The sequence below is a fragment of the Pseudundibacterium arcticum genome, from assembly GCF_042646465.1.
Taxonomy (GTDB): Bacteria; Pseudomonadota; Gammaproteobacteria; order Burkholderiales; family Burkholderiaceae_D; genus Undibacterium_A; species Undibacterium_A arcticum.
Genome location: NZ_JBHRTP010000088.1, coordinates 14,814 through 36,426 on the forward strand (window position 1 = coordinate 14,814; position 21,613 = coordinate 36,426).

22 protein-coding genes are annotated in these 21,613 nt (G+C 56.1%); 9 read left to right on the forward strand and 13 right to left on the reverse strand.

The features are described 5' to 3' along the window. Nucleotides 1–54: 54 nt before the first annotated feature. Both ACFOFO_RS22785 and speB read right to left on the reverse strand, forming a co-directional pair. The gene (locus ACFOFO_RS22785; protein ID WP_390332980.1) at nucleotides 55–1,113 is read right to left on the reverse strand and encodes a polyamine ABC transporter substrate-binding protein; all 1,059 of its coding nucleotides are present in this window, start codon (nucleotides 1,111–1,113) and stop codon (nucleotides 55–57) included. A 177-nt stretch (nucleotides 1,114–1,290) separates the two neighbouring features. Beyond that, nucleotides 1,291–2,292 (reverse strand): agmatinase, encoded by a 1,002-nt coding sequence (speB, locus tag ACFOFO_RS22790; protein WP_390332968.1) that lies wholly within the window; start codon nucleotides 2,290–2,292, stop codon nucleotides 1,291–1,293. Between the two features lie 176 nt (nucleotides 2,293–2,468). Between speB and ACFOFO_RS22795 the strand changes: the two genes are divergently transcribed. After that, on the forward strand, nucleotides 2,469–3,347 hold the full coding sequence (locus tag ACFOFO_RS22795) for a LysR substrate-binding domain-containing protein (protein WP_390327613.1): 879 nt from the start codon (nucleotides 2,469–2,471) through the stop codon (nucleotides 3,345–3,347). Between the two features lie 51 nt (nucleotides 3,348–3,398). On the opposite strand, the gene alr is transcribed toward ACFOFO_RS22795, so the two are convergent. Both alr and ACFOFO_RS22805 read right to left on the reverse strand, forming a co-directional pair. Further along, complete coding sequence (gene alr / locus ACFOFO_RS22800) at nucleotides 3,399–4,580, reverse strand: alanine racemase (RefSeq protein WP_390327615.1); 1,182 nt, start codon at nucleotides 4,578–4,580, stop codon at nucleotides 3,399–3,401. An 8-nt stretch (nucleotides 4,581–4,588) separates the two neighbouring features. Next, entirely contained in the window at nucleotides 4,589–5,875 is a 1,287-nt protein-coding gene (locus ACFOFO_RS22805; protein ID WP_390327616.1) for a D-amino acid dehydrogenase, read from the reverse strand. Between the two features lie 109 nt (nucleotides 5,876–5,984). Between ACFOFO_RS22805 and ACFOFO_RS22810 the strand changes: the two genes are divergently transcribed. Beyond that, complete coding sequence (locus ACFOFO_RS22810) at nucleotides 5,985–6,476, forward strand: Lrp/AsnC ligand binding domain-containing protein (RefSeq protein WP_390327618.1); 492 nt, start codon at nucleotides 5,985–5,987, stop codon at nucleotides 6,474–6,476. A 338-nt stretch (nucleotides 6,477–6,814) separates the two neighbouring features. Here the strand turns inward: ACFOFO_RS22810 and ACFOFO_RS22815 are convergent, their stop codons facing one another. Together ACFOFO_RS22815 and ACFOFO_RS22820 are read right to left on the reverse strand one after the other, a co-directional pair. Beyond that, on the reverse strand, nucleotides 6,815–8,119 hold the full coding sequence (locus tag ACFOFO_RS22815) for an NAD(P)/FAD-dependent oxidoreductase (RefSeq protein ID WP_390327620.1): 1,305 nt from the start codon (nucleotides 8,117–8,119) through the stop codon (nucleotides 6,815–6,817). 59 nt (nucleotides 8,120–8,178) lie between these two features. Next, a complete protein-coding gene (locus tag ACFOFO_RS22820; protein WP_390332969.1) occupies nucleotides 8,179–8,973 on the reverse strand; it encodes an HAD family hydrolase in 795 nt (264 codons plus the stop codon). 130 nt (nucleotides 8,974–9,103) lie between these two features. Here ACFOFO_RS22820 and ACFOFO_RS22825 point away from each other — a divergent pair, with 130 nt between their 5' ends. Next, nucleotides 9,104–10,087, forward strand: coding sequence for a LysR family transcriptional regulator (locus tag ACFOFO_RS22825; protein ID WP_390327624.1), 984 nt, complete (start codon nucleotides 9,104–9,106; stop codon nucleotides 10,085–10,087). Nucleotides 10,088–10,143: 56 nt separating this feature from the next. Here ACFOFO_RS22825 and ACFOFO_RS22830 read toward each other — a convergent pair whose 3' ends face one another. The 5 genes from ACFOFO_RS22830 to pedF all read right to left on the reverse strand — a co-directional run bounded on the left by ACFOFO_RS22830 (nucleotide 10,144) and on the right by pedF (nucleotide 14,489). Continuing rightward, nucleotides 10,144–10,995, reverse strand: a complete 852-nt coding sequence (locus tag ACFOFO_RS22830) for a PA4780 family RIO1-like protein kinase (protein ID WP_390332981.1) — start codon at nucleotides 10,993–10,995, stop codon at nucleotides 10,144–10,146. Nucleotides 10,996–11,603: 608 nt separating this feature from the next. Further along, complete coding sequence (locus ACFOFO_RS22835) at nucleotides 11,604–11,834, reverse strand: hypothetical protein (protein WP_390327628.1); 231 nt, start codon at nucleotides 11,832–11,834, stop codon at nucleotides 11,604–11,606. A 215-nt stretch (nucleotides 11,835–12,049) separates the two neighbouring features. Then, nucleotides 12,050–13,054, reverse strand: coding sequence for an alpha/beta hydrolase (locus ACFOFO_RS22840; protein WP_390332971.1), 1,005 nt, complete (start codon nucleotides 13,052–13,054; stop codon nucleotides 12,050–12,052). 48 nt (nucleotides 13,055–13,102) lie between these two features. Beyond that, the gene (locus ACFOFO_RS22845; RefSeq protein WP_390327634.1) at nucleotides 13,103–13,846 is read right to left on the reverse strand and encodes a substrate-binding periplasmic protein; all 744 of its coding nucleotides are present in this window, start codon (nucleotides 13,844–13,846) and stop codon (nucleotides 13,103–13,105) included. A gap of 172 nt (nucleotides 13,847–14,018) precedes the next feature. Continuing rightward, complete coding sequence (gene pedF / locus ACFOFO_RS22850) at nucleotides 14,019–14,489, reverse strand: cytochrome c-550 PedF (RefSeq protein WP_390327635.1); 471 nt, start codon at nucleotides 14,487–14,489, stop codon at nucleotides 14,019–14,021. Between the two features lie 293 nt (nucleotides 14,490–14,782). Here pedF and ACFOFO_RS22855 point away from each other — a divergent pair, with 293 nt between their 5' ends. Further along, entirely contained in the window at nucleotides 14,783–16,678 is a 1,896-nt protein-coding gene (locus tag ACFOFO_RS22855) for a sigma-54-dependent Fis family transcriptional regulator (protein WP_390332983.1), read from the forward strand. Nucleotides 16,679–16,725: 47 nt separating this feature from the next. On the opposite strand, the gene ACFOFO_RS22860 is transcribed toward ACFOFO_RS22855, so the two are convergent. Beyond that, the gene (locus tag ACFOFO_RS22860) at nucleotides 16,726–17,664 is read right to left on the reverse strand and encodes an alpha/beta fold hydrolase (protein WP_390332974.1); all 939 of its coding nucleotides are present in this window, start codon (nucleotides 17,662–17,664) and stop codon (nucleotides 16,726–16,728) included. 112 nt (nucleotides 17,665–17,776) lie between these two features. On the opposite strand from ACFOFO_RS22860, the gene pqqA reads away from it, so the two are divergent. The 5 genes from pqqA (at nucleotide 17,777) to pqqE (ending at nucleotide 20,991) form a co-directional block, all read left to right on the forward strand. Beyond that, entirely contained in the window at nucleotides 17,777–17,851 is a 75-nt protein-coding gene (gene pqqA, locus ACFOFO_RS22865; protein ID WP_390328307.1) for a pyrroloquinoline quinone precursor peptide PqqA, read from the forward strand. A gap of 79 nt (nucleotides 17,852–17,930) precedes the next feature. Then, nucleotides 17,931–18,848: a pyrroloquinoline quinone biosynthesis protein PqqB gene (gene pqqB / locus ACFOFO_RS22870; RefSeq protein ID WP_390332976.1), complete on the forward strand. Its 918-nt coding sequence runs from the start codon at nucleotides 17,931–17,933 to the stop codon at nucleotides 18,846–18,848. Continuing rightward, nucleotides 18,845–19,561, forward strand: coding sequence for a pyrroloquinoline-quinone synthase PqqC (pqqC, locus tag ACFOFO_RS22875; RefSeq protein ID WP_390332979.1), 717 nt, complete (start codon nucleotides 18,845–18,847; stop codon nucleotides 19,559–19,561). The genes pqqB and pqqC overlap by 4 nt, the downstream gene beginning before the upstream one ends. Nucleotides 19,562–19,580: 19 nt before the next feature. Continuing rightward, on the forward strand, nucleotides 19,581–19,844 hold the full coding sequence (gene pqqD, locus ACFOFO_RS22880) for a pyrroloquinoline quinone biosynthesis peptide chaperone PqqD (protein WP_390327637.1): 264 nt from the start codon (nucleotides 19,581–19,583) through the stop codon (nucleotides 19,842–19,844). A 4-nt stretch (nucleotides 19,845–19,848) separates the two neighbouring features. Continuing rightward, nucleotides 19,849–20,991 carry a pyrroloquinoline quinone biosynthesis protein PqqE gene (pqqE, locus tag ACFOFO_RS22885; protein ID WP_390327638.1) on the forward strand — a complete coding sequence of 381 codons (1,143 nt, stop codon included), beginning with the start codon at nucleotides 19,849–19,851 and terminating at the stop codon, nucleotides 20,989–20,991. A gap of 83 nt (nucleotides 20,992–21,074) precedes the next feature. On the opposite strand, the gene ACFOFO_RS22890 is transcribed toward pqqE, so the two are convergent. After that, nucleotides 21,075–21,613, reverse strand: a 539-nt coding sequence (locus ACFOFO_RS22890; protein WP_449369386.1) for an AMP-binding enzyme, incomplete at its 5' end; no start/stop codon positions are given.

Sequence of the window (21,613 nt, forward strand, 5' to 3'; positions counted from 1 at the left end):
AGCCTGGCTTGTAGGTGGGTAAGATCAATCTGATTTGGGAGGGTGGAGACCCGATCAGACCCCGAGTTTGAATTTCGTGTATACCCGCGTCATGGTTCGGCGGACATCATTGTTCAACAATTCCGGTGCAGTCATCCGTTTTATATCAGCCTCGGACAGGAATACCGATTTGTTCTCGGCGATTTCTTTCTTGACGAACTTGATGCTGGCGGCATTCGAATTGGCATAGAACACCTTATTGGTCTGACTCGCGTGGACTTCAGGGCGCATGATGTAATTCATGAACAGCAGCGCGTTGTTCGGATGCGGGGCATCGCTGGGGATCGCCAGCGTGTCAAAGAAGAGTTCCGCACCGGTCTTCGGTATCAGCGCCTCGATCTTGTATCCGTTCTTGGCATCGACCGCGCGTTGACGAGCGATGTTGATGTCGCCAGACCAACCGAGCGCGACACACACCGACCCATTCGCCATGTCGTTGACATAGCCCACTGAACTGAATAGCGTGACGTAAGGACGAATTTTCTGCAGTAAATTGCCGGCATCCTGATAATCACCGCTATTCTTGGAGTAGGGATTTTTTCCCAAGTAATTTAAGGCTGCTGGCAGGATATCCGCCGGGGTGTCGACGAAGGAGACACCGCAGGATTTCAGTTTCGACATGTACTTCGGATCGAACACCAGATCCCAGGCATTGTCCGGCATCGGCAGGTCACCGAGCGCGGCTTTCACTTTGTCGACGTTGATGCCGACCGTGGTATAGCCCCAAAGCCAACTGATTAAATGATCATTATTGGGATCGAGCCTGGCCAGTTTCGCCTGGACCACGGGATCCATGTTCTTGAGATTGGGCAACTGGCTCTTGTCGAGTTTGCGCAGCAAGCCGCCTTGGATTTGTAGACCTGCCCACAGCGCGGACGGCACCACAATGTCGTAACCCGATCTGCCAGCGACCAGCTTCGCATGCAGGGTTTCATTGCCGTCGAAGTAGTCGGAGCGCACCTGGATGCCGGTCTCTTTCTCAAAGTTCTTGACCGTGTCGTCCGCGATATAGGCGGCCCAATTGTAGAGGTTGAGAACTTTTTCTTCTTGGGCTATGGCCGGGGCGGCGGCCATGGCTGCGACACCGAATGCAGCTGCGACTATGGACAGTGGCAAATTGAACCCGATGCGTTGCTTGCGCGGTAATTTCCGCGTCATTGTATTCATGTTTGTCTCCTCTTGAATCGAAATGAAGGTGCCTGCTTGGGTGCCGCTAGCGTACCTTAACCATTTTTTAAGATGCTGCTCGCATTAAAAAAGCGCCTGTGTTGCCTGCTCAATTGACACGGCTGGTTTGCCCGCTAGCTTCTGGTTGCGTAGCACACACAACAGGTCGGCAGCGATATGCGCGGCGGCCAGCGCCGTGATTTCGCTCTGGTCGAAGGATGGTGACACCTCGACCACATCCATGCCGACCAGGTTCACCGGCCCCATGCCGCGGATGATGGCCAAGGCCTGCGCCGAACTCAGACCACCGGGGACCGGGGTGCCGGTACCTGGTGCAAACGCCGGGTCGAGACAATCGATATCGAAGGTCAGGTAAGTCGGGCGGTCACCGACGATGGACAGAATCTTTTCCAGCGCCGCTTGCGGGCCGTGGGCGTGGACCCACGGCGCGTCCAGGATGTGGATACCCATGAAGTCGTCGTTCCAGGTGCGGATGCCGACCTGTACCGAGGTGTTCGGGTCGATCAGGCCATCCTTCACCGCCTTGTAAAACATGCTGCCGTGGTTCAGCGACTCCGGGCTGTCATCGGGCCAGGTGTCGCAGTGGGCGTCGAAGTGGATCAGCGACAGCGGTTTGCCATACTTTTCGGCATGCGCCTTCAGCAAAGGGTAGGTAATGAAGTGGTCGCCGCCGAAAGTCAGCATCTTGGCGCCGCTGGCGAGGATGGTGCGGGCGTGTTCAACGATGCTTTGTGAGATCGTCAACGGGTTGTGCGCATCGAACCAGCAGTCGCCATAGTCGATCACCGCCAAGTCATCGAACGGGTTGAAGCCCCAGGGATAAGGGGCCAGTTCTGCCAACTGCACGCTGGCTGCGCGCACCGCTGCCGGACCCTGGCGGGCGCCGGAGCGGAAGGTGGTGGCGAGGTCAAGCGGAACGCCCGATATCGCGACATCGACGCAGCTCAGGTCACGGCTGTAATTGCGCCGCATGAAGCTGAGTACGCCGGCATAAGTGTTCTCAGCACAGGAGCCGTAGAGGGAGGTGCGGCGAATTGCACCATCGCCCTTGATCGTTGAGTCCATTTGATTGCTCCGAGTTGTTCAGTAAGTGAGTGATCGATGTATTTGCATTACATTAATATTTCTAATGCTTGAAGATTACGTCTGGGATTGGCGTTGATACTATCGACCAAGAAGGGCAATGTAAAATGATGGATATTTCTTGATTGATTAGTTTTTTTAATACCATGCAGAATAGATTGCCACCGCTTCAAAGCCTGATTGCGTTCGAGGCGGCCGCCAGATTGGGCGGGTTGTCACGTGCGGCGGTGGAGCTGTCACTGACGCAATCGGCCATCAGCCACCAAATCCGGAACCTGGAGAGCTGGGTTGGCCAGCCCCTGTTTCGCCGGGTCGGGCGCGGCGTCACGCTGACGGCCGCGGGCGAGCTATTTTGCGAGACGGTGCGCAATACGCTGAAAACCCTCAGTGATGGGCGGGAACGCATCGAGCCTTACCGCAATATGGACTCGGTCCTGTTGGCCTGTTCCTCAGATTTTGCTGCTGGCTGGCTGATGCCAAGGCTGCCGGCCTTGAAAGGGCAGCATCCCGGCATCGAGATCTGGTTGATCACGCAAGAGGAGCTGCGCGAAATCGACCGCATTGATGTTGACCTGATCGTGTCGACGCAGGCATTGGAGAGTGCCGATCTGAAGTCCGTAGCACTACTGGAAGACCGCGCCATCGCAGTGTGTGGGCCACGGATGGCAACGCGGCTGCAGGCGCGGCCATTTCCCGAGGTGCTGATGGCAGCGCCCCTGATCATGGATGAGCACCGTCCGGAATGGGCGCCGTGGCTGGCCGATTACCGCCCGAAGGAAGGCTCGCCGCAGCGCAGCATCACAGTCGATGATGCGCGCCTGCTACTGACTGCGGCAGAGCAAGAGCTCGGCATCGCGATGGTGTCGCAGCTGTTGGCCGATGTCGCGCTGCAACAAGGGCGGCTCATGTCGTTGCCGCAGATTCCCGGCTTTCCCTTGCCCGGCCTGTGGTTGATGAAATCACGCCTGACGCCGCGCACGCCGGCCGTGGAAATCGCTTTCGAGTGGTTATGTGCCAGTGCCGCTGCCGTGCATTGATACCGCCACTTGTGGTTCTGATGGGGCTAACGCGGGTCAGCCCGCAGTTGATCACCAGTGAGCTACCGCCTCGCCGGCGATCGATGACGAAGCAGCTGCGCCAGCAAGCGGATCGTCGCAGTTGCATGGTGCATCAACATATTCGCGATGAAACCGGTTTCCCAAGCTTGTCAGTATTTCATACCCTATGGTTCTGGCGAGCGCAGCGACGGTATCCACCGGATGGTTCGGGCCGATCAAGTCGACCATTGCGCCGGGAACCAATTTTGTCCTGTCTATGGCGGTAACATCGAGTGTGATGGTGTCCATTGACACGCTTCCCACGAAGGGTACGCTCACCCCACCGATAACAGCAATGCCCCGGTTGCTCATTGCCCGCATCCATCCATCCGCGTAGCCGACGGAAACCGTCGCAATATGGCGCGCGCTATCGGCGCGGTAAGTCAGGCCATAGCCGACGTAATCCCCGATTTTAATAGTTCGAGTTTGAATAATCCTCCCCTGCAATGAGACAACTGGATGCATCGGGTTCGGCTCGCCTGCGACTGGCGCCAGACCATACAGTGCGGCGCCGGGACGCACCAGGTCGAACTGATAGGGGCGCCCCAGAAATATTCCGGAGGAATTGGCGAGACTCGCGGGGATCGATGGAAACCGCGCGCGCAGGACCTGGAATCGACGTAGTTGCGCCTCGTTCATGAAGTGCGACTGCGACTCGGCGCAGGCAAGGTGGCTCATCAGATATCGCAAGTCGATGCAATGCAAATAATTCGCGTCGCTCAGCAGGATGTCGACCTCATCCGGCGACAAACCCATGCGTGACATGCCAGTGTCGACCTGAATTACCGCCGGCAGGCGCCGGTCCAGTTGCTGGCACAGCGTGCGCCAGGCTCTTACCTGCGGCAGGCTGTTGAGCACGGGAATGAGCCCGTGTTCAATGAAGTCGCGTTCCGCCTCAGGCGGCGGGCCGTGCAGCACGAATATGTCGGCCTCAGCCGGAACACACCGCCGTAGTCCGATGCCCTCATCAAGATGCGCAACAAAAAAATGCCGACAACCCTCTTGCGCCAGGATCGGCGCGATATGGCTAGCCCCCAAACCGTAAGCATCGGCCTTCATCACCGCTGCGCACGCTGCCTTGCCTGCTTGCCGGCGCAGCAAGCGGTAATTTTGGCGGATTGCGCCAAGGTCTATGGACAGCGTTGCGCCTGAACTCGTCTTCGTCGGCTTCATGAATTTTTTTAGGCGTATGCGTGTTTGGCATCTTGAATGCCGGGCCGCGAATAGCGCGCTACGGACAGGTCGCCGGCGGGGATTGCCAATTTCTTGCCCGAGATGAGATCGGATAGCAATTGTCCGGATCCGCATGACATGGTCCACCCGAGCGTGCCATGGCCGGTATTGAGGAACAGGTTTTTGACCTGCGTTGCGCCAACGATCGGGGTACCGTCGGGCGTCATTGGACGCAGGCCGGTCCAGAAGCTCGCCTTCGATGTGTCCCCGCCCCCCGGAAACAGATCGTTGACGACCAACTCGAGCGTTTCCCGCCGTCTCGGATTCAACGTCGTATTGAAGCCCGCAATTTCAGCCATGCCACCGATACGAATGCGATCGTCGAAGCGGGTAATGGCGATCTTGTAGGTCTCGTCGAGAATTGTGGAGGTCGGCGCGGCCTTCGGATCGACGATAGGTACCGTGATCGAATATCCCTTCATTGGATAGACCGGTATATCGACGATCGAATCGAGCAAGCCTCGCGAGTAGCTTCCCAACGCAACCACATAGGCATCGGCCTGCACCAGGCGTTTGTTGCATACGACACCCGAGATTTCGCCATTGCTCAGCGCAAGCGCATCGATTGCCGTGTTGTAATGGAACTGCACGCCAAGCGATTCGGCCATGCGGGCAAGGCGCGTGGTAAACAGCTGGCAGTCGCCGGTCTCATCGTTCGGCAGGCGCAGTCCGCCGACCAGCTTGTGCTTGACCGCCTCTAATCCGGGTTCGGCCCGTTTCAATTGATCGCGGGTCAGCAGCTCATACGGCACGCCGGCGTTTGTCAATACCTCGATATCCTTTGCTGCATTGTCGAACTGCTGCTGGGACCGGAACAGCTGCAGCGTGCCTTTCTGCCGGCCTTCGTATTCAATGCCAACATCCGCGCGCAGCAGCCGGAAGCAGTCGCGGCTGTATTCTGCCAGCCGCACCATTCTTTCCTTGTTGACTGCGTATCTCGACGCACTGCAGTTAAGCAGCATCTGCCACATCCAGCGCAGTTGAAACGCGGTGCCGTCAGGCGTAATCGAGAGCGGGGCATGGCGCTGCACCAGCCATTTCAACGCCTTTAGTGGGACACCGGGCGCAGCCCAAGGCGCGGCGTAGCCGGGCGAAATCTGGCCGGCATTGGCAAAGCTGGTTTCCATCGCCGGCGCCGCCTGCCGGTCGATCACCGTTACTTCGTGGCCCGCTTTTGCGAGATAGTAAGCGCTGGTGATACCGACGACCCCACTGCCCAGAATAACGACGCGCATGTACTTTTCCTTAAAATTAAAATTGGTTAATGCATGGAATTTATAACTATGTTAAACGCATTCTTCTAGTATTATTTCGCTTATAAACTACAATTTTCAGTAATTAATCATGCGAGTTCAAAGAGAATCGGTACGCTCCCTGGATAAGATCGACCGCCATATTTTGCGGCTTCTGCAGCAAGATGGCCGTCTGGCCATGAAGGAGCTGGCGGAAAAGGTCGGGCTGTCGATCACGCCCTGCATCGAACGCGTCAAGCGCATGGAACGCGATGGCGTCATCACCGGCTACTACGCGCGGGTTAGCCCGAGGGCATTGGGAATCAACCTGCTGGTCTTCGTGGAAATCACGCTCAATCACAAATCAGCAAAGGCGTTTGAGCAGTTCCGGCACGAAGTGTTGCGCATTCCGGAAGTGATGGAATGCCATCTGGTGTCCGGCGATTTCGACTACCTGATCAAGGCAAGGATTCGCGAGATGGCCGAGTACCGCAAGCTGTTGGGAGATATGTTGCTGCAGCTGCCGGGCGCGGCGCAGTCAAAAAGCTACGTCGTGATGGAAGAAATAAAAGAGACGCTAGACTTGGCGGTGGAGAGCGCATGATGTCCGCGTATCGACGCCTGCCAGTACCGGCCGCGGTCCCTCGAAGATTTCGTCGTGCAGGCCAACGCGAATCGCCGACAGATCCTGGGAGCGATTGATGGCGCATGCTTGATCGACTGCGCACGGGAGCCGGTTGAGGATCGTGCCTACACTGATGAAGAGGTAAAAAATCGCGCAGCAACTCTTTTACGCCTCGATAAAGGTCGTCAAGAAGAAAATTGCCGGCAAGGTCAAATGTGCCGAACTGGACCGAGCAGTTGCATCTAGCAGCGCGGAGTGCAGTGAGGCGCTTGATCATGCCGGCACCAAGCGAATCAGCGGAAATCTGGCCATGGCTTCTAATGCAACTTCACCGGCGGCGTGACTTTCGTGCGTATCCAGTGCGCCAGCATTTGCACGGCCATGCGCGAGAATCCATGCAGCGACAGGACATGTTTCTGATAAAGGAGCTGATACAGCAGTCTTGCAATGCGTCCGCCTACCAATAATTCCCGGCGCCAAAAAGCTCCCATCAAAACGCCGACCGCGGCAAACTTGCCGATAGAAACAAGCGACCCATAATCCCGGTAGCGAAAGTGCGGCAACGTATCGCGCCCGGGGCGGCCAAGTACCCGCGCCAGAAACAACGCCTGTTGATGTGCTACCTGCGCGCGCGGCGGGACAGCGCGTCCTCTGACCGGACATACATAACTGGAACAATCGCCGATGGCAAATACATGTGGATCAAGATCGGTCTGCAAGCTATTGTTCACCAATATTTGTTTCGCTTTATTTAGGGACAGGCCCAGACGCGTGCATATATTCTGACCTTCCACACCAGCAACCCAGACTGTGATGTTCGAATCGTGGCGGCGCCCGCTACTGTCATGTACTGAATCGGCATCGACCCCTACCACCGTCGTCGTCGTACAGACTTGCACGCCTAAGCGGCGCAAGTGCGCTGCAGCCGATTGCGACAGTTCCGAATTGAGATGGGGCAACAATCGCTCGCCGCTCTCAAGCAGTCGGATCCGTACCGCTTGGGAAGCCTCCACAGAATGGACGTTATATTCCGCAAGCGAGCGCACCGTATGGCAAAGTTCGGCCGCCAATTCCACCCCCGTCGCGCCGCCGCCGACAATCACGATATTCACCGCGGGATCGGGTAGTTCTCCGGTGGCGCGGCGGCTGCTAGCTTGCATGCAGCTCATGATGAAACGCTTGCGAAAGAATTCTGCTTGGTGGACAGTGTCCAGAGTGAGCGAGTGCGCTGCCGCTCCTTGCACGTTAAAAAAATTGGTGACAGCGCCAAGCGCGAGCACCAGTTTGTCGTAATGGATGTGCCTCTTAAGAAGGGCTTCGCAGCCATCCTGAGGGCTGTATGCGTTCACTTCGATCGTATGCTTGAAGCGATCCAGGCAGATCATTTCGCCCCGGACGAACTGAAAATGATGATCGGCAGCCTGCGCCGCATATTCGATCTGATGCATGCCAGGATCAATTGTTCCTGAGGCCACCTCGTGCAGAAGCGGCTTCCAGAAATGCGTCGGTGCCCGGTCTATCAAGACGATCTTCGCTCGTTTCGATCTGCCCAATTGGTTGCCCAGACGAGTGGCAAGTTCGAGTCCGCCTGCCCCACCGCCCACAATGACAATAGTTTCCATTTACGGCTCCGATCAATTTGGTTGTTCGTTTAGATATCTGAGAAAGGATTGGCGCTACATCACGCGTGCATACAGGCGTCGGCTGGTCTTTTCGGTACCGTCGCATGCTTGCTCTTGGCACCCCTGATGGTATTCAAGTGATCAAGGGTGAGGAATCGACTCTGCTTCTCGACGGACATCATTGAGCAAGCGCTCGGCTGAATCGGCATTTGTAAGTTCGGGCACCATAGCTTGGCGCGCGAGAAATTAGGGTATTCATGTGCGTGAGGCGATGCCGCCACCGTCCACATTCCAGAGCGCTGCGCCGCATCGAGCCCGGGGCCATCCGCGTCAATCGCGACGCAGCGGTGCAAATCGATAGCGAGTGTCCGCAGCACTAATCGATGCGGGCCGTTGTCTGGCGGAGCCTTAAAGTTCGCGTTGGTTACGGTGACAGAGAACATGCTGTGGAGGGCAGTACCGAATGCATGTTCTAACAGGGCGGTCGCACTGCGCGTCGGCATTGCCGTGACGACGGCTAACTTGCACCCGCGGGCCAACGCATTATCGATCAGTTGCGCACAGCCGCCGTGCAGCATCGGGCCACGTGTCGCGACAAACTCATGGAAAAATCGATTCTTCTCCGCCACTAATCGTGCCGCTTCATGGCTGTCAGAGGTCCGAAAGGATTGCCTTGTCATTTCCAGTATCGCGTGCGTCACCCCATGCTGTCGCACGGCGGCGCGGAGCTGCTGTACGGACCAGCGAAGGTCAAGGCCGCAGCTCTTAAACGCGGCGTTGCACGACCATAGATGCGCTTCTTCCGTATCAAACATCACGCCGTCTAATCCAAGTGTGAGTAACTCGATTCCCATATCTTCCTCTGCAAGCTGCGCTGACAAACAGTGCATTAACGCGTTATTGCTTAGCCGTTCACTGCTAATATAAGGTAGATGAATGCGAAAGAAAAATCAGGTTTTTTAGACAATTGATAAGGTATTGCTTATGTATCATGCGAGCTTCAAACAGTTGCAAGCGCTGCTTCAGGTCGCCAGGCATGAAAGCGTCACCAGAGCGGCGGACGCGCTGCATGTCACTCAGCCGGCAGTCTCGCTGCAGCTCAAGCTGTTGGAAGACGTTGCCGGCACACCATTAACACGAAAGCAAGGCCGAGGAATCCAACTGACTGCTGCCGGTGACGTGATGGTGGGTTATGCAGAGCGCATATTGCGGTTGTGGGAAGAGGCCGCCGATGAGGTTGCGGCGCTGAAAGGGGTGATTAGCGGAACGCTGCGCGTGGGAGCAGTCACCACGGCTGAGCATCTGCTTCCAGCCATGCTTGTCAACTTCACCACAGAACGACCAAATGTGCGCATCAAGCTGCAAGTTGGGAACCGTCCCGAAATCATCAACCTGTTGACCCGGCACGAAATTGACCTCGCGATTATGGGCACGCCGCCGCGCGAACTGCGGACCAATGCGGTGCGTTTTGCGCGGCATCCGATGGCGTTCGTGGCCAGCCCTGGTCATGCGCTGATGAAGAAGAGGCAGGTGTCGCTTGCAGACGTAACGGAAGAAAATTTGCTGGTACGGGAACGCGGTTCGGGGACCCGCACCGCAGTTGAACGACTGTACAAGGATGCCGGATTATCCTTGCGAATCGGCTCTGAGTTATCTAGTAACGAAGCAATTAAGAGAATGACAGCGGCAGGTCTGGGTGTCGCCTTCCTCTCAGTGCACGCATGCACCCTTGAGTTCGAAACCGGTTTGCTGCGTCTGCTTCCGATCCCGGAAAACCCGGTCGTTGCCGATTGGCATGTGATGCATTTGACCGGCAAGCCAATTCCAACCGTCGCTGCAGCATTTCAAGAGTTTGTCATCGAGAAGGGGCAGGAAGTGGTGCACCAGGAACTGGAGGGATTTCACAAGAATCTGGCCAAACTGCACACGTCGCAGCCAACCGTTAGCAAGAATTTGCGCGGCCGATAGGATCTTGCGGAAAACCAAAACCCGATCTTTGGACATGCTGAGCGGCTCGGGCCGCATCAAGCCAGCATTTCCATTTGATAGCGAATTCGATCTTCCTCCTCCTGACGCGCCAGCTCAATTTCGCGTATCACCGCACCCACATCCGCAGGCGCTTTAGGGGCCGCGACCAGGCCGCTCAGCGGCATATCGGGTGTCAGCAAGCCAGCCTGGTACAAGTCCCAGATCTCCTTGCCGTACTGACTGCTCAGCAGCTCAGGCGCAAAGGTGCCGAAAAAATTAGCCAGGTTGGTCACATCGCGTTCCAGCATCGACGCTGCAACGCTGCTGCCGGCTGCGTCGATCGCCTGCGGCAAATCGATGATCACCGGGCCGTGTGCGTCGACCAGGATGTTGTACTCCGACAGGTCGCCATGAATTACGCCGGCACACAGCATCAGCACCACCTGTTGCAACAACATCGCATGGAATTCCAGCGCCAGCTCACGGCTCAATGCCACATCGTTCAAGCGCGGCGCGGCGTTGCCGTCCGCATCCGTCACTAGCTCCATCAATAGCACGCCCTCGAAGCAGATGTAAGGCCTGGGGACACGCACACCGGCAGCAGCCAATCGATACAAGGCATCGACCTCGGCGTTTTGCCACACTTCTTCCGCCATCTTGCGCCCATAACGCGTGCCCTTTTCCATGGCCCGCGCCTGCCGGCTATTTTTGACCCGCCGGCCTTCCTGATACGCCACCGCCTGATGAAAGCTACGCTGGGTCGCCTCCTTATACACCTTGGCGCAACGTATATCGTCACCACAACGCACCACATACACTGTCGCTTCCTTGCCGCTCATCAGTTGGCGCATGACTTCGTCGATCAGGCCTTCTTCAACCAGGGGCTGGATTCTTTTTGGGGTTTTCATAATGATTGCCGAATTGGCATTGACCTTCGGTGTCATGGTGATGGTGCGGATAATCGCCAACGGAGCCGGGATTTCCAGGCGCGGCGACGGTGTGGTCAAGGTTCTGCTGTTCGCCGGCCCTCGATGAATCTGCCCTGCTTTCTTCTGCGTTGCCGCGAATGACTGCAAGGGAACCAAGGATGGGGTGCGTTCAAGGCGGCCAGCCCCTTAGTCAACCAACACGCCAAACCGTTGCTGACCAATGGCGGCGGCCTGGTTGCCGTGGCGCTCAGGCGGCTCATGAGCGGGCCAGCCAGCTTAGCGCCAGTCCGGCAGTATACAGCGCATTGCCGACGGACCTTCCGTATACGGCTGCGGTCCAACCCATTCTACAGAACCGCGCGCCACGGATCACCATTGTTGGCGTCGCTCCACTTCTGACAAAGCACCGAAATTTCTTTGACCCAAGCATCAGGTTGATGACCGTTGCCGGCATTGGGATGGTCAGGATTCGACCTGGGGCAGGCGAGCTTTGACATCTGGGTCAATGCTCGGCTGGCCGCAACAGCTATGCGCACCTGGAATTTACAGACCGGCTTGTTCGCATCGCGTGCGGGAAGCCTTGGCAGTCATGCGCGCGACGAAACGGTCTTGATGACAGTCACGCGGCTGATGAGAAACTCGCCGTCCACCACCGTTCGATGCGGCATGCCGACCACATTGAAACCGGGACCGCCGTCATCAAACCAAGTTTGTGCCAATGCGTCAAATTCCTGCGGTTTCATGCGCAACATCTGCGCGCTGATGACGAACGTCGCGCCGTCCTTCTGCTTTTTCACAAAATCGTCGATCCCGGCCAATTCTTTCCCCTGTCTTGCGATGGTTGTGCCTTTTCCTCCGCCCGTGCGCTCCGCAGCGGGTTGCTCAGTGTAGTCGCAAATTCACTTCCAATGGGTACGCAGCACGGACCAAACGTACCAGGAATCAGGATCAGATCCGCCCAGGCGACATTTTCTTGCCATCCAGCGTCAGGTTGACCGACATGTCCAACAATGATGACTTGCGGCGGATAGAATTATTTGGGACGCGTCAGTTTGAACCGACTTCCAGTGCCCACGCGGGTGTCGAAGGCACTGCGATCGACACCGATCATGGTATTCATCAGGTCGCGGGTAAACACCAAATTTCCGAAATACCACGAGTGGCTTTTCATGCCCATGATAGGACTTGGTTGGTCGGGCGCGAGTATTGTTGCATCTGATACCAGCTGGTTGTAATAGTCCGAGCAGTCAACATTCACGGCAATACCAGGCGCGTCATCTGGCAGTCCGATCCTGCCGGCCCTGGGTGCCACACCCATCCTCTTGACGTTGGAAATGCCGAGTGCTTCATCAAATTTGTTTGAATAATTTGTCAGACGCAGACAATGGCGATAGAGTGACGCGGTCCCACTGTCACCCTCCGACATTGATGCGGAAGACACGTCGCCAGCAGCAAACATGATTTGACTGACATTCCAGGATCCATTCGGCAATTGGGAATCATCGGCATCATCAAACGCTTCCCGGATCACATACGCGCCGACTGAATGGCCTAGCAAATGGATATTTATAGGGCAATCAGGTGTTTGAACTTCAGACAAATACCGGATGCCGTCGTTGACCAATTGAAACGATGTCAACTTCGCTTTGTGTCGGTCGGCCAGATATGCCAAGGCTTGGTTGCCGCACGGCCAATCGTACGAAACAACAACCCCTTTAAAGCCCATGCCGTTTAAATCTTCCGATAATCGGCGGTGACGGTCAATCACTTCTTGCTCATTGATATTGTAGCCATGAGCAATAAACAAGATATCGCCACGCGCTTCTTTTTTGGAGTTCTTCCAGCTACCTGCCGCCCGCACCGCCTTAAACCACTTGTCTGCTTTTACCTCATGGTCAGGAGAAGGATTTTCGTTTTTTGGTACAAATAGAAAACGTGTTTGCCCTACCTCATCGGTAAATTTTTTCCCTGCAACAGCGCGTACGGACATCACATAATCTATTTGTGCCATGTCGAGATCACCCTTTGTTTTGATCATTATAAATGACCGAACTTCTCTCTCGACGCACGGGCTCAGGTCGAGATATTACGGCGCAACCACCTCCACGCCATGCCTGGCAAAAATTTTAGCCATCTCGCCGGAGGAAACCAAATCATTGGTTGCGTCTTGTAATAATTTGGCGAGTTCGGTGGCATCCTTCTTCACCGCCATGCCGACCACCCAGCCTTTGCGTGGCAAGCGGGGAAACACGACCTCACTCATCTGGTAATTGGGGTCTTTTCTTAAAACCGATTCTATTTCTGATCGGTTGGCGACTACCCCATCCAACTCGCCTGCCTTGAGTTTTTCAAGTGCCTCCGTCGCAGTCGAATAGATTTTCACGTTCTCCCGAAACTTGCCATCTTCCGCGCCGAGGAGCAACACTGCAGCGATCGAAACCTTTTCGACACCAATGTTCTTACCTGCGATCGAATCGAGATTATCAAACCGCGGCACCTTGCGTGTATCGCGCACCAGACGCACCGTCTCTCGATGATATGGTGCGAAAATTTCGACCTTGTCATTTTGCTGCATCAGCCGCTGGTCTACCGGAACATGCAGCAGAACATCGGCCGGGCCATAGCCCAGATAGTGTCCTTTCCACACCATGTTACGCAAGTCATCGCCCACATCATCACCGGCGGGAAAGGGCAGCAAACTCAGCTGCAGCCCTATTTTTTTCGCCAGTGCCGCCGCCAGATCAATATCAATGCCGCCATCGTTCGCGGAAAACGGTGCAAAGTCCTTATAGACAGCCACCTTCAACACGCCGGACTGTTTGATTTTCAAAAAATCAGCGTCAGCTCGTGCAGGCGAGGCAATGCATAGGACCAAGCATATTGGCGATAACATCGCCGCAAGGGTCCTGCAACAGAAATTGCGCATGGTGTGCACCCTATTCTTTTATGTTTGCGATCGTTTGCTCATGGCCGCGCTGGGCTCATATGAGCTGCGCGGTTGGTTATTTGATTTCCCGCAAAGTCTCGAGATAGGCCTTGATGGACCACATTGCTTCCTGATTCAGGAAACCTTCGAACGGTGGCATGTATACGGCGCCATTGCGGACCTTCCCATGGCGAATGGATGTCAGGAAATATTTATCCGTTTCCTTATAGCAAGCTTGTTTTTTCGCGTCAGCCTTCAGATCCGTGCAATCTCGATCCAATAGCCGCAAATCCGGCGCGATACCGCCGGATTGCGCCTGCAGTCCATGGCAACGCGCGCAATTTTCAGCATATGCAGATGTCCCTATTTTCACCGCCTCCTTCTGGCCGCGATAGGGGTTTTCCTCGCGCCATACCGGCCCAAGCACAGGCAATGTTTTAGTGTCTACTGCTTGCGGCGTCACGGCACCGTGCGCAGACGCAAATGATGGCGCCAATGCAACAGCCAACAAAGAGCAACCATAAATTACGCATTTAATCTTGTTCATACAATCTCCTCGGCAAAGTTTTTTACAGAATGAGGAGGTAGAGGCAATTGTCGTGCCAAGCGGATTGGGCAGAGGGCAGTATTTTTGTGTTCTGTTTCTGAACAGGTGCTACAGTAGGTAACAGCACAAAAATAATAAATGGAACGCTGGCTGAATCAAAGACGGCAGGAGACTAAGTCATGCATCGAACGGTAATCGACGACGCAGACGATACGCGCAAAAATTTGCCCGCGGGCGCTGCGACAAAAGCAACGGCGGTGGGTGGCACGCTTTCTGCGTGCGACGCGAACATGATGATAGAAGAATCCCGCCAACGCTCCATCGCGTATGGCCTGTCCGAAACGGACAAGCCAGACTTCAGTCCCGTAGGTCGGACTGATTTATCGCTATTGCTGGAGCAGAACCGCGCTTTGCACATGCATGCGTTGCCGGTGATGGAAACACTGTACGAACAAATCATCAATACCCACAACATGGTGATCCTGACTGACGTCAACGGTCTGATCGTGCACACGCTGGGAGATGACGATTTTTTGGAAAAGGCCAATCGGGTGGCGCTCAAGCCCGGTGTCACTTGGTCCGAAGCCAGCAAAGGAACCAATGCAATTGGGACTGCGATCGCGGAGCAACTACCGGTACAGATACATGCCAACGAACATTATCTGGTGGCCAATCACTTTCTTACGTGCTCGGCGGCGCCGATTGTTGATCATCAAGGCAATGTGATCGGTGTGCTGGATGTGACCGGCGATCAATGTAGTTTTCACAAGCACACCATGGCGCTGGTGCGCATGTCGGCCCAGATGATCGAAAATCATTTGTTTACGGCCGCATTCCAGGATGCAATCACCCTACACTTCAATACACGGCCAGAATTCATCGGCACGCTGATGGAAGGGATCGCGTCGTTCACTCCGAGCGGACGGTTCCTTTCCGCCAACCGGACGGGCTTGTTTCAGCTTGGCTTGCCGTTATCGGCGCTTCAATCGCACACGTTCAGCTCACTGTTCGGCTTGCCCATTTCGGCCTTGTTCGACCATTACCGGACGGCTGTGCCTGGATTGCTGAATCTATGCTTGCCTAGCGGCGTGCGCGTATACGGACGCGCCCAACTGCATATCGCCAATAGCGTATTCCACCACTCCGTGGGCTTGGCTCGTGACGACGAAGATACAACCAGGAACAACAGCTTGTGTTCAGCGTCGAGCAATCAGGCCAACCAGGCGGCGCGCCGCATGTCAGGGCTCCGGTATCTGAATACGGGTGATCCGCAACTGGCGGCGGTGATCGATAAGGTCAACAAAGTGCTCGGACGCGACATTCCGATCCTGGTAATGGGCGAGACCGGCACCGGCAAAGAGTTGCTGGCGCAAGCCATCCACAACGACTCACCACGTGCCAACGGACCATTTGTCGCGGTCAATTGCGCGTCCATCCCTGAAACTCTGATTGAATCGGAATTATTCGGATACGAGGACGGGGCGTTTACAGGTGCTCGTAAAAAGGGCGCCATCGGCAAGATCTTGCAAGCAAATGGAGGAACCCTGTTCCTCGACGAGATTGGCGATATGCCGCTCAGTCTGCAGGCACGTCTGTTACGGGTACTGCAGGAGCGCATGGTCACGCCGCTTGGCAGTACCAAGTCGATCCCCGTCAATGTTGAATTGATCTGTGCCACCAATCGCAATCTGCGCGACCTGATCGCCAAAGGCCAATTCCGCGAGGACCTTTACTATCGGTTGAATGGCCTGGTGGTAAGGTTGCCGCCACTGCGCGAGCGGACCGATATGGAAGTCGTCGTTGAGAAGATACTCATGGCAGAGTCTGCTAACGGACGGCATACGGTCGCGCCTGAAATCATGGGACTGTTCAAGCGTCATAACTGGCCGGGCAATTTCCGCCAGCTGACGAACTTGTTACGCACCGCAATCGTCATGGCTGACGAGGACTGCGAGATTCGACGCCAGCATCTGCCGGACGATTTTCTTGAAGACGTTGAAATGTCTCAAGCGCATGAATCTAACGAAAATACCAAATGGCTGTTGTCCAGCGGCGCCAATCTGGAACAGGTAGAACTATCGGTGATCCAGAAGTCGTTGGCGTCGAACGGCGGTAACGTATCCGCGACGGCCAGGGCTCTGGGCGTATCGCGCAACACCATCTATCGCAAGATCCCTCTGCAGAAATAGACAGTTTCGGCACCTATCGAGCACCCGCCGGAGAAGAATGGGACCGGTCAAACTGCATTTCTCAGATCATGAATCGCCTGTTGCAGCGCTTCCAGAATGGCCGGGTCAGCCGGCGTATGCGTTCCTTTGACAACCCACCGTAATTCGGCATGCGGCATGAATCGCCGCAAGCGATACGCATTCTCCGGCGGACAAATCCAGTCTTGCGTGCCGTGAATCATGATGGTTGGCACCCTTGCGGTGTTGCGCGCAGAGCGCAACAGTTGGCGTTCAGTCACAAAACAGCGCTGGGATAGGTAATGCGATTGCAACAGGTATTTGCCCAATCTTGCTTCGCCCGACCGTTCCGACTTCGACACTTCCACTCCGGTCATCGCCTGCATCACGTCCGCCTCATAGCGCCCCCATCGCGCTGCTGCGTCGCGCTGCTCATCAGGTGTTCCATTGTGCAACAGCGATGTTAAGGATTGGAGCACATCCTGTTTCTGAAGAGGCGCCCAGCCGTAGGTCAGCCGTCCCCATGCATCCGGCACCAACGCTTTTAGCGACTGAAAAAACCAGGTGATCTCGCGAACGCTTGCCAGAAACGCCCCGCGCAACGCCAATCCGGTCAATCGATCCGCGTAGCAAGCAGCGTACAGGATGCCCAGCGTGGCGCCCCAAGAGCCACCCACTACCAGCCATCGTTCAATTCGTAAGTGTTGGCGCAAGCGCTCGATATCCAGGATGAGGTCGCGCGTGCAGTTATGCGCCAACGAAGCAGACGGCGCACTTCGTCCGGCACCGCGCTGATCGAACAGCACTACCCGCTGGCGTGACAAATCGAACCAGTCAAGCATGCCCGTATTGCACCCGCTGCCGGGTCCGCCATGCAAGACCACTGCCGCGGGAGCATCGCGGCAGCCATATTCGGCGAAATATAGACGATGCCCGCCCTCGACGACCAAGTAACCGTCGCGCAATGGAGCAGGAAAAAGCTTCGGCATGGAACTTGCGTTTATCGACATGATTGCATAAGTTGATAAGGTGCCTTATGGGCACCGTGTGAATGCAATCACACATCGTACCCGGTATTTTTTTTATTGAATGGAGTGAAACATGACCTGGAACAAACCTGCATTTTCCGAACTGCGTTTTGGCTTTGAAATCACCATGTACATCGCCAACCGCTAATTTCCTTGGACGCCTTAGGATAGTGCGGCGATTGCAAAACGATCGCCGCACTTGATCCCGAGCTTACTCTATTCAAATAATGAAAATCATCGTATTAGGTTCTTCCGCAGGCGGCGGTTTCCCGCAATGGAACTGCAATTGCCGCAACTGCAGCGGCGTACGCCTCGGCACCATCAAGGCGCGGGCACGTACGCAGTCGTCGATTGCGGTTTCGTCCAACGGCAAAGATTGGGTATTGATCAATGCATCGCCGGACATCCTGACGCAACTTCGCGCTACGCCGGCACTGCAGCCAGCGCGCAGCGATCGGGACACGGGTATCGCCGCAGTGATGCTGATGGATGCCCAAATTGACCACGTTACCGGATTATTGATGTTGCGAGAAGGACGTCCGATTCCACTCTATTGCACGGCTGCGGTATGGGACGATCTCACCCTCGGCCTGCCGCTGGTCCACGTGCTCTCGCATTACTGCGGTGTGCAATGGCACGTGCTGGCCCCCAACCACACCATCTCGCCGGTGGAACTGCCAGGTATAGAAGACATCAGCTTTACGCCATTGATGCTCTCAAGCAAGGCGCCACCTTACTCGCCGCATCGAGAGATGTCGCAGCCGGGGGATAACTTGGGGCTCATCATAGAAAACAAGAAAAATGGGAAGAAGGTGTTTTACGCACCCGGCCTCGGCGTGATCGAACCTCACGTCCATACAGCCATGCGTGCCGCTGACTGCCTGCTGCTGGACGGCACCTTCTGGAGCGCGGACGAAATGATCCGACTTGGATTCTCAAACAAGAAGGCGGCAGACATGGGGCACCTGCCGCAATCGGGCAAGGGCGGAATGATCGAAGTACTGGACGCAATCACCGGACCGCGCAAGATACTCATCCACATCAACAACACGAACCCCATCCTCGATGAGGATTCCGAAGAGCGCGCAACCCTGACCCAGCACGGTATCGAGGTGGCATTTGACGGATTGGAAATCAGTCTATGAGCAACGCAACGCACCCCGCCGGCGACACTGCGCGACCATGGGACCGCGCCGAATTCGAAGCGCAACTGCGCGCCAAAGGCGCCGGCTATCATATCCACCATCCGTTCAACCTCAAGATGAACAATGGCTTGCTCAGCCCCGACCAGGTGCGTGGCTGGGTTGCCAATCGTTTCTATTATCAGATCAATATTCCGCAAAAAGATGGCGCCATCATCGCCAACTGCCCTGATCGCGAAACTCGCCGCAAATGGGTCCAACGCATACTCGACCACGACGGATCGGAAGGCAATGCCGGCGGGATTGAAGCCTGGACCAGGCTCGGCATGGCCGTCGGCATTCCGCGCGGCGAGCTGTGGTCGTTGCAGCATGTGGTGCCGGGCGTCCGCTTTGCGGTCGATGCTTATGTCAATTTCGCGCGACAGGCGCCATGGCAGGAAGCCGTATGCTCCTCCTTGACGGAAATGTTCGCCCCGAAGATCCATAAGGAGCGTCTGGCTAACTGGCCCAAACATTATGGCTGGATCGAAGCAGACGGCCTGCAGTATTTCCGCAGCCGCATCTCGCTCGCCGAACGCGATGTCGAACACGGACTACAGGTAACGCTGGACCACTTCACCACCAGCGCCCAGCAGCAGCGCGCGCTGGAGATCCTGCAATTCAAGCTCGATGTGCTGTGGTCGATGCTGGACGCGATCGAAAAAGCCTATCCCTAACCCTCTCCCCGACCATGCGATGACTATCCTCTTGGACAAGCCGAAATTATCCAAACTGTTCCGCCTGCAATGGGAGGAGGCGCAAGGCGGTTACGTATTGCTCTACCCGGAAGGAATGGTAAAGCTGAATCAAAGCGCAGCCGAGATCCTCAAGCTGTGCGATGGCGAGCGCGATGTGGCGGCAATCACGCAGGCCCTGGAACGGGCATTTTCGGTCGGCGGATTGCGTGCCGATGTGGATGACTTTTTACGGATAGCCAATGAGCGCAACTGGATTACCTGAAAACATGAGCGCAGGTCTCAATTGCAACGCGTCGCCGCCACTCTGGCTACTGGCTGAATTGACCTATCGATGTCCGTTGCATTGCGTGTTCTGTTACAACCCGCTGAACTATGCGGAGAACAACAAAGAGCTGACCACCGCGCAATGGATTGACGTGATGCAGCAGGCACGCAAGCTCGGCGCCGCCCAACTTGGCTTCTCTGGCGGTGAGCCGTTGTTGCGCGACGATCTGGAAGAACTGGTCGCAGAAGGCCATCGACTCGGTTACTACACCAACCTGATCACCTCTGGCGTGGGTTTGACCGAAACGCGCATCGCGCGGATGAAACAGCTTGGACTTGACCATATCCAATTATCGTTCCAGGACTCGACCAAGGAAATGAATGATTTTCTGTCGAGTACCAAAACCTTCGATCTGAAATTGCGCGTGGCCAGGCTCATCAAACAGTACGATTATCCGATGGTCTTGAACGTGGTATTGCATCGACATAACCTTGATCATGTAGATCGCATTATCGAGATGGCGCTCGCAATGGATGTGGAATATCTGGAGCTGGCGAATACCCAATATTACGGTTGGGGTCTGGTCAATCGCGTACATCTGTTGCCGACCCGCGAACAGGTCGAGCGAGCTGAAGCTGTAGTCAACGACTATCGTTCCAGAATTGGCAAAAGGCTAAAGATCCTGTTCGTTGTGCCCGACTACTTTGAGGAACGTCCCAAAGCCTGCATGAATGGCTGGGGTTCCGTATTCTTCGCGGTCGGTGCTGATGGCACCGCGCTGCCGTGTCATGCGGCAAGGTCCTTGCCGGGGATTGAGTTTCCGAATGTGACGCAATATAGTTTGCGCGACATCTGGCAGCATAGCGATGCGTTCAATCTGTATCGCGGCGATGACTGGATGCAAGAGCCGTGTCGCACCTGCCCCGAGAAGAAGAAAGATTTTGGCGGCTGCCGGTGCCAGGCTTTCGCGCTGACCGGTGATGCCACCAACGCTGATCCGGTTTGCAGCAAATCGGCGCATCATGAAGTGGTGAAGAATATCGTACTGCACGCCAACACCAACAACGCATCAGTGGCGGCCGAGCAGCCGCTCCTGTTCCGTAGCGATGCCAATTCGCGTCGGTTCTTTGGCAGCAAACCCTGATGCCAGCGTGCGACACGCCTGATTACAGTTGATGGAAAAAGCCGGGAGCGCGGCCTCCCCGGTTTTACCATCGTCCCGGTCCGTCATCGTATCTGGTTCAATTGCTCCAAAATGGCCGGATTCTCCAGCGTCGAGACATCCTGCGTGATTTCCTCGTTCCTGGCCAGCACGCGCAGCAGGCGCCGCATGATCTTGCCGGAGCGGGTCTTGGGCAGGTTGTCGCCGAAGCGCAGTTCTTTCGGTTTGGCGATCGGGCCGATTTCCTTGGCGACCCAGTCGCGCAGCTCCTTCGCGATCTGCTTGGCTTCGTCGCCGATCGGGCGCGTGCGCTTGAGGACCACGAAGGCGCAGATCGATTCGCCGGTGGTGTCGTCCGGCTTGCCGACCACCGCCGCTTCCGCCACCAGCGGGTGGGCCACCAGCGCCGATTCGATTTCCATCGTGCCCATGCGGTGACCGGACACATTGAGCACGTCGTCGATGCGGCCGGTGATGGTGAAGTAGCCGGTGTCCTTGTTGCGGATCGCGCCGTCGCCGGCCAGATAGGTGGTGCCGCCGAGTTCTTGCGGGAAGTAGCTCTTCTTGTAGCGCTCCGGGTCGCCCCAGATGGTGCGGATCATCG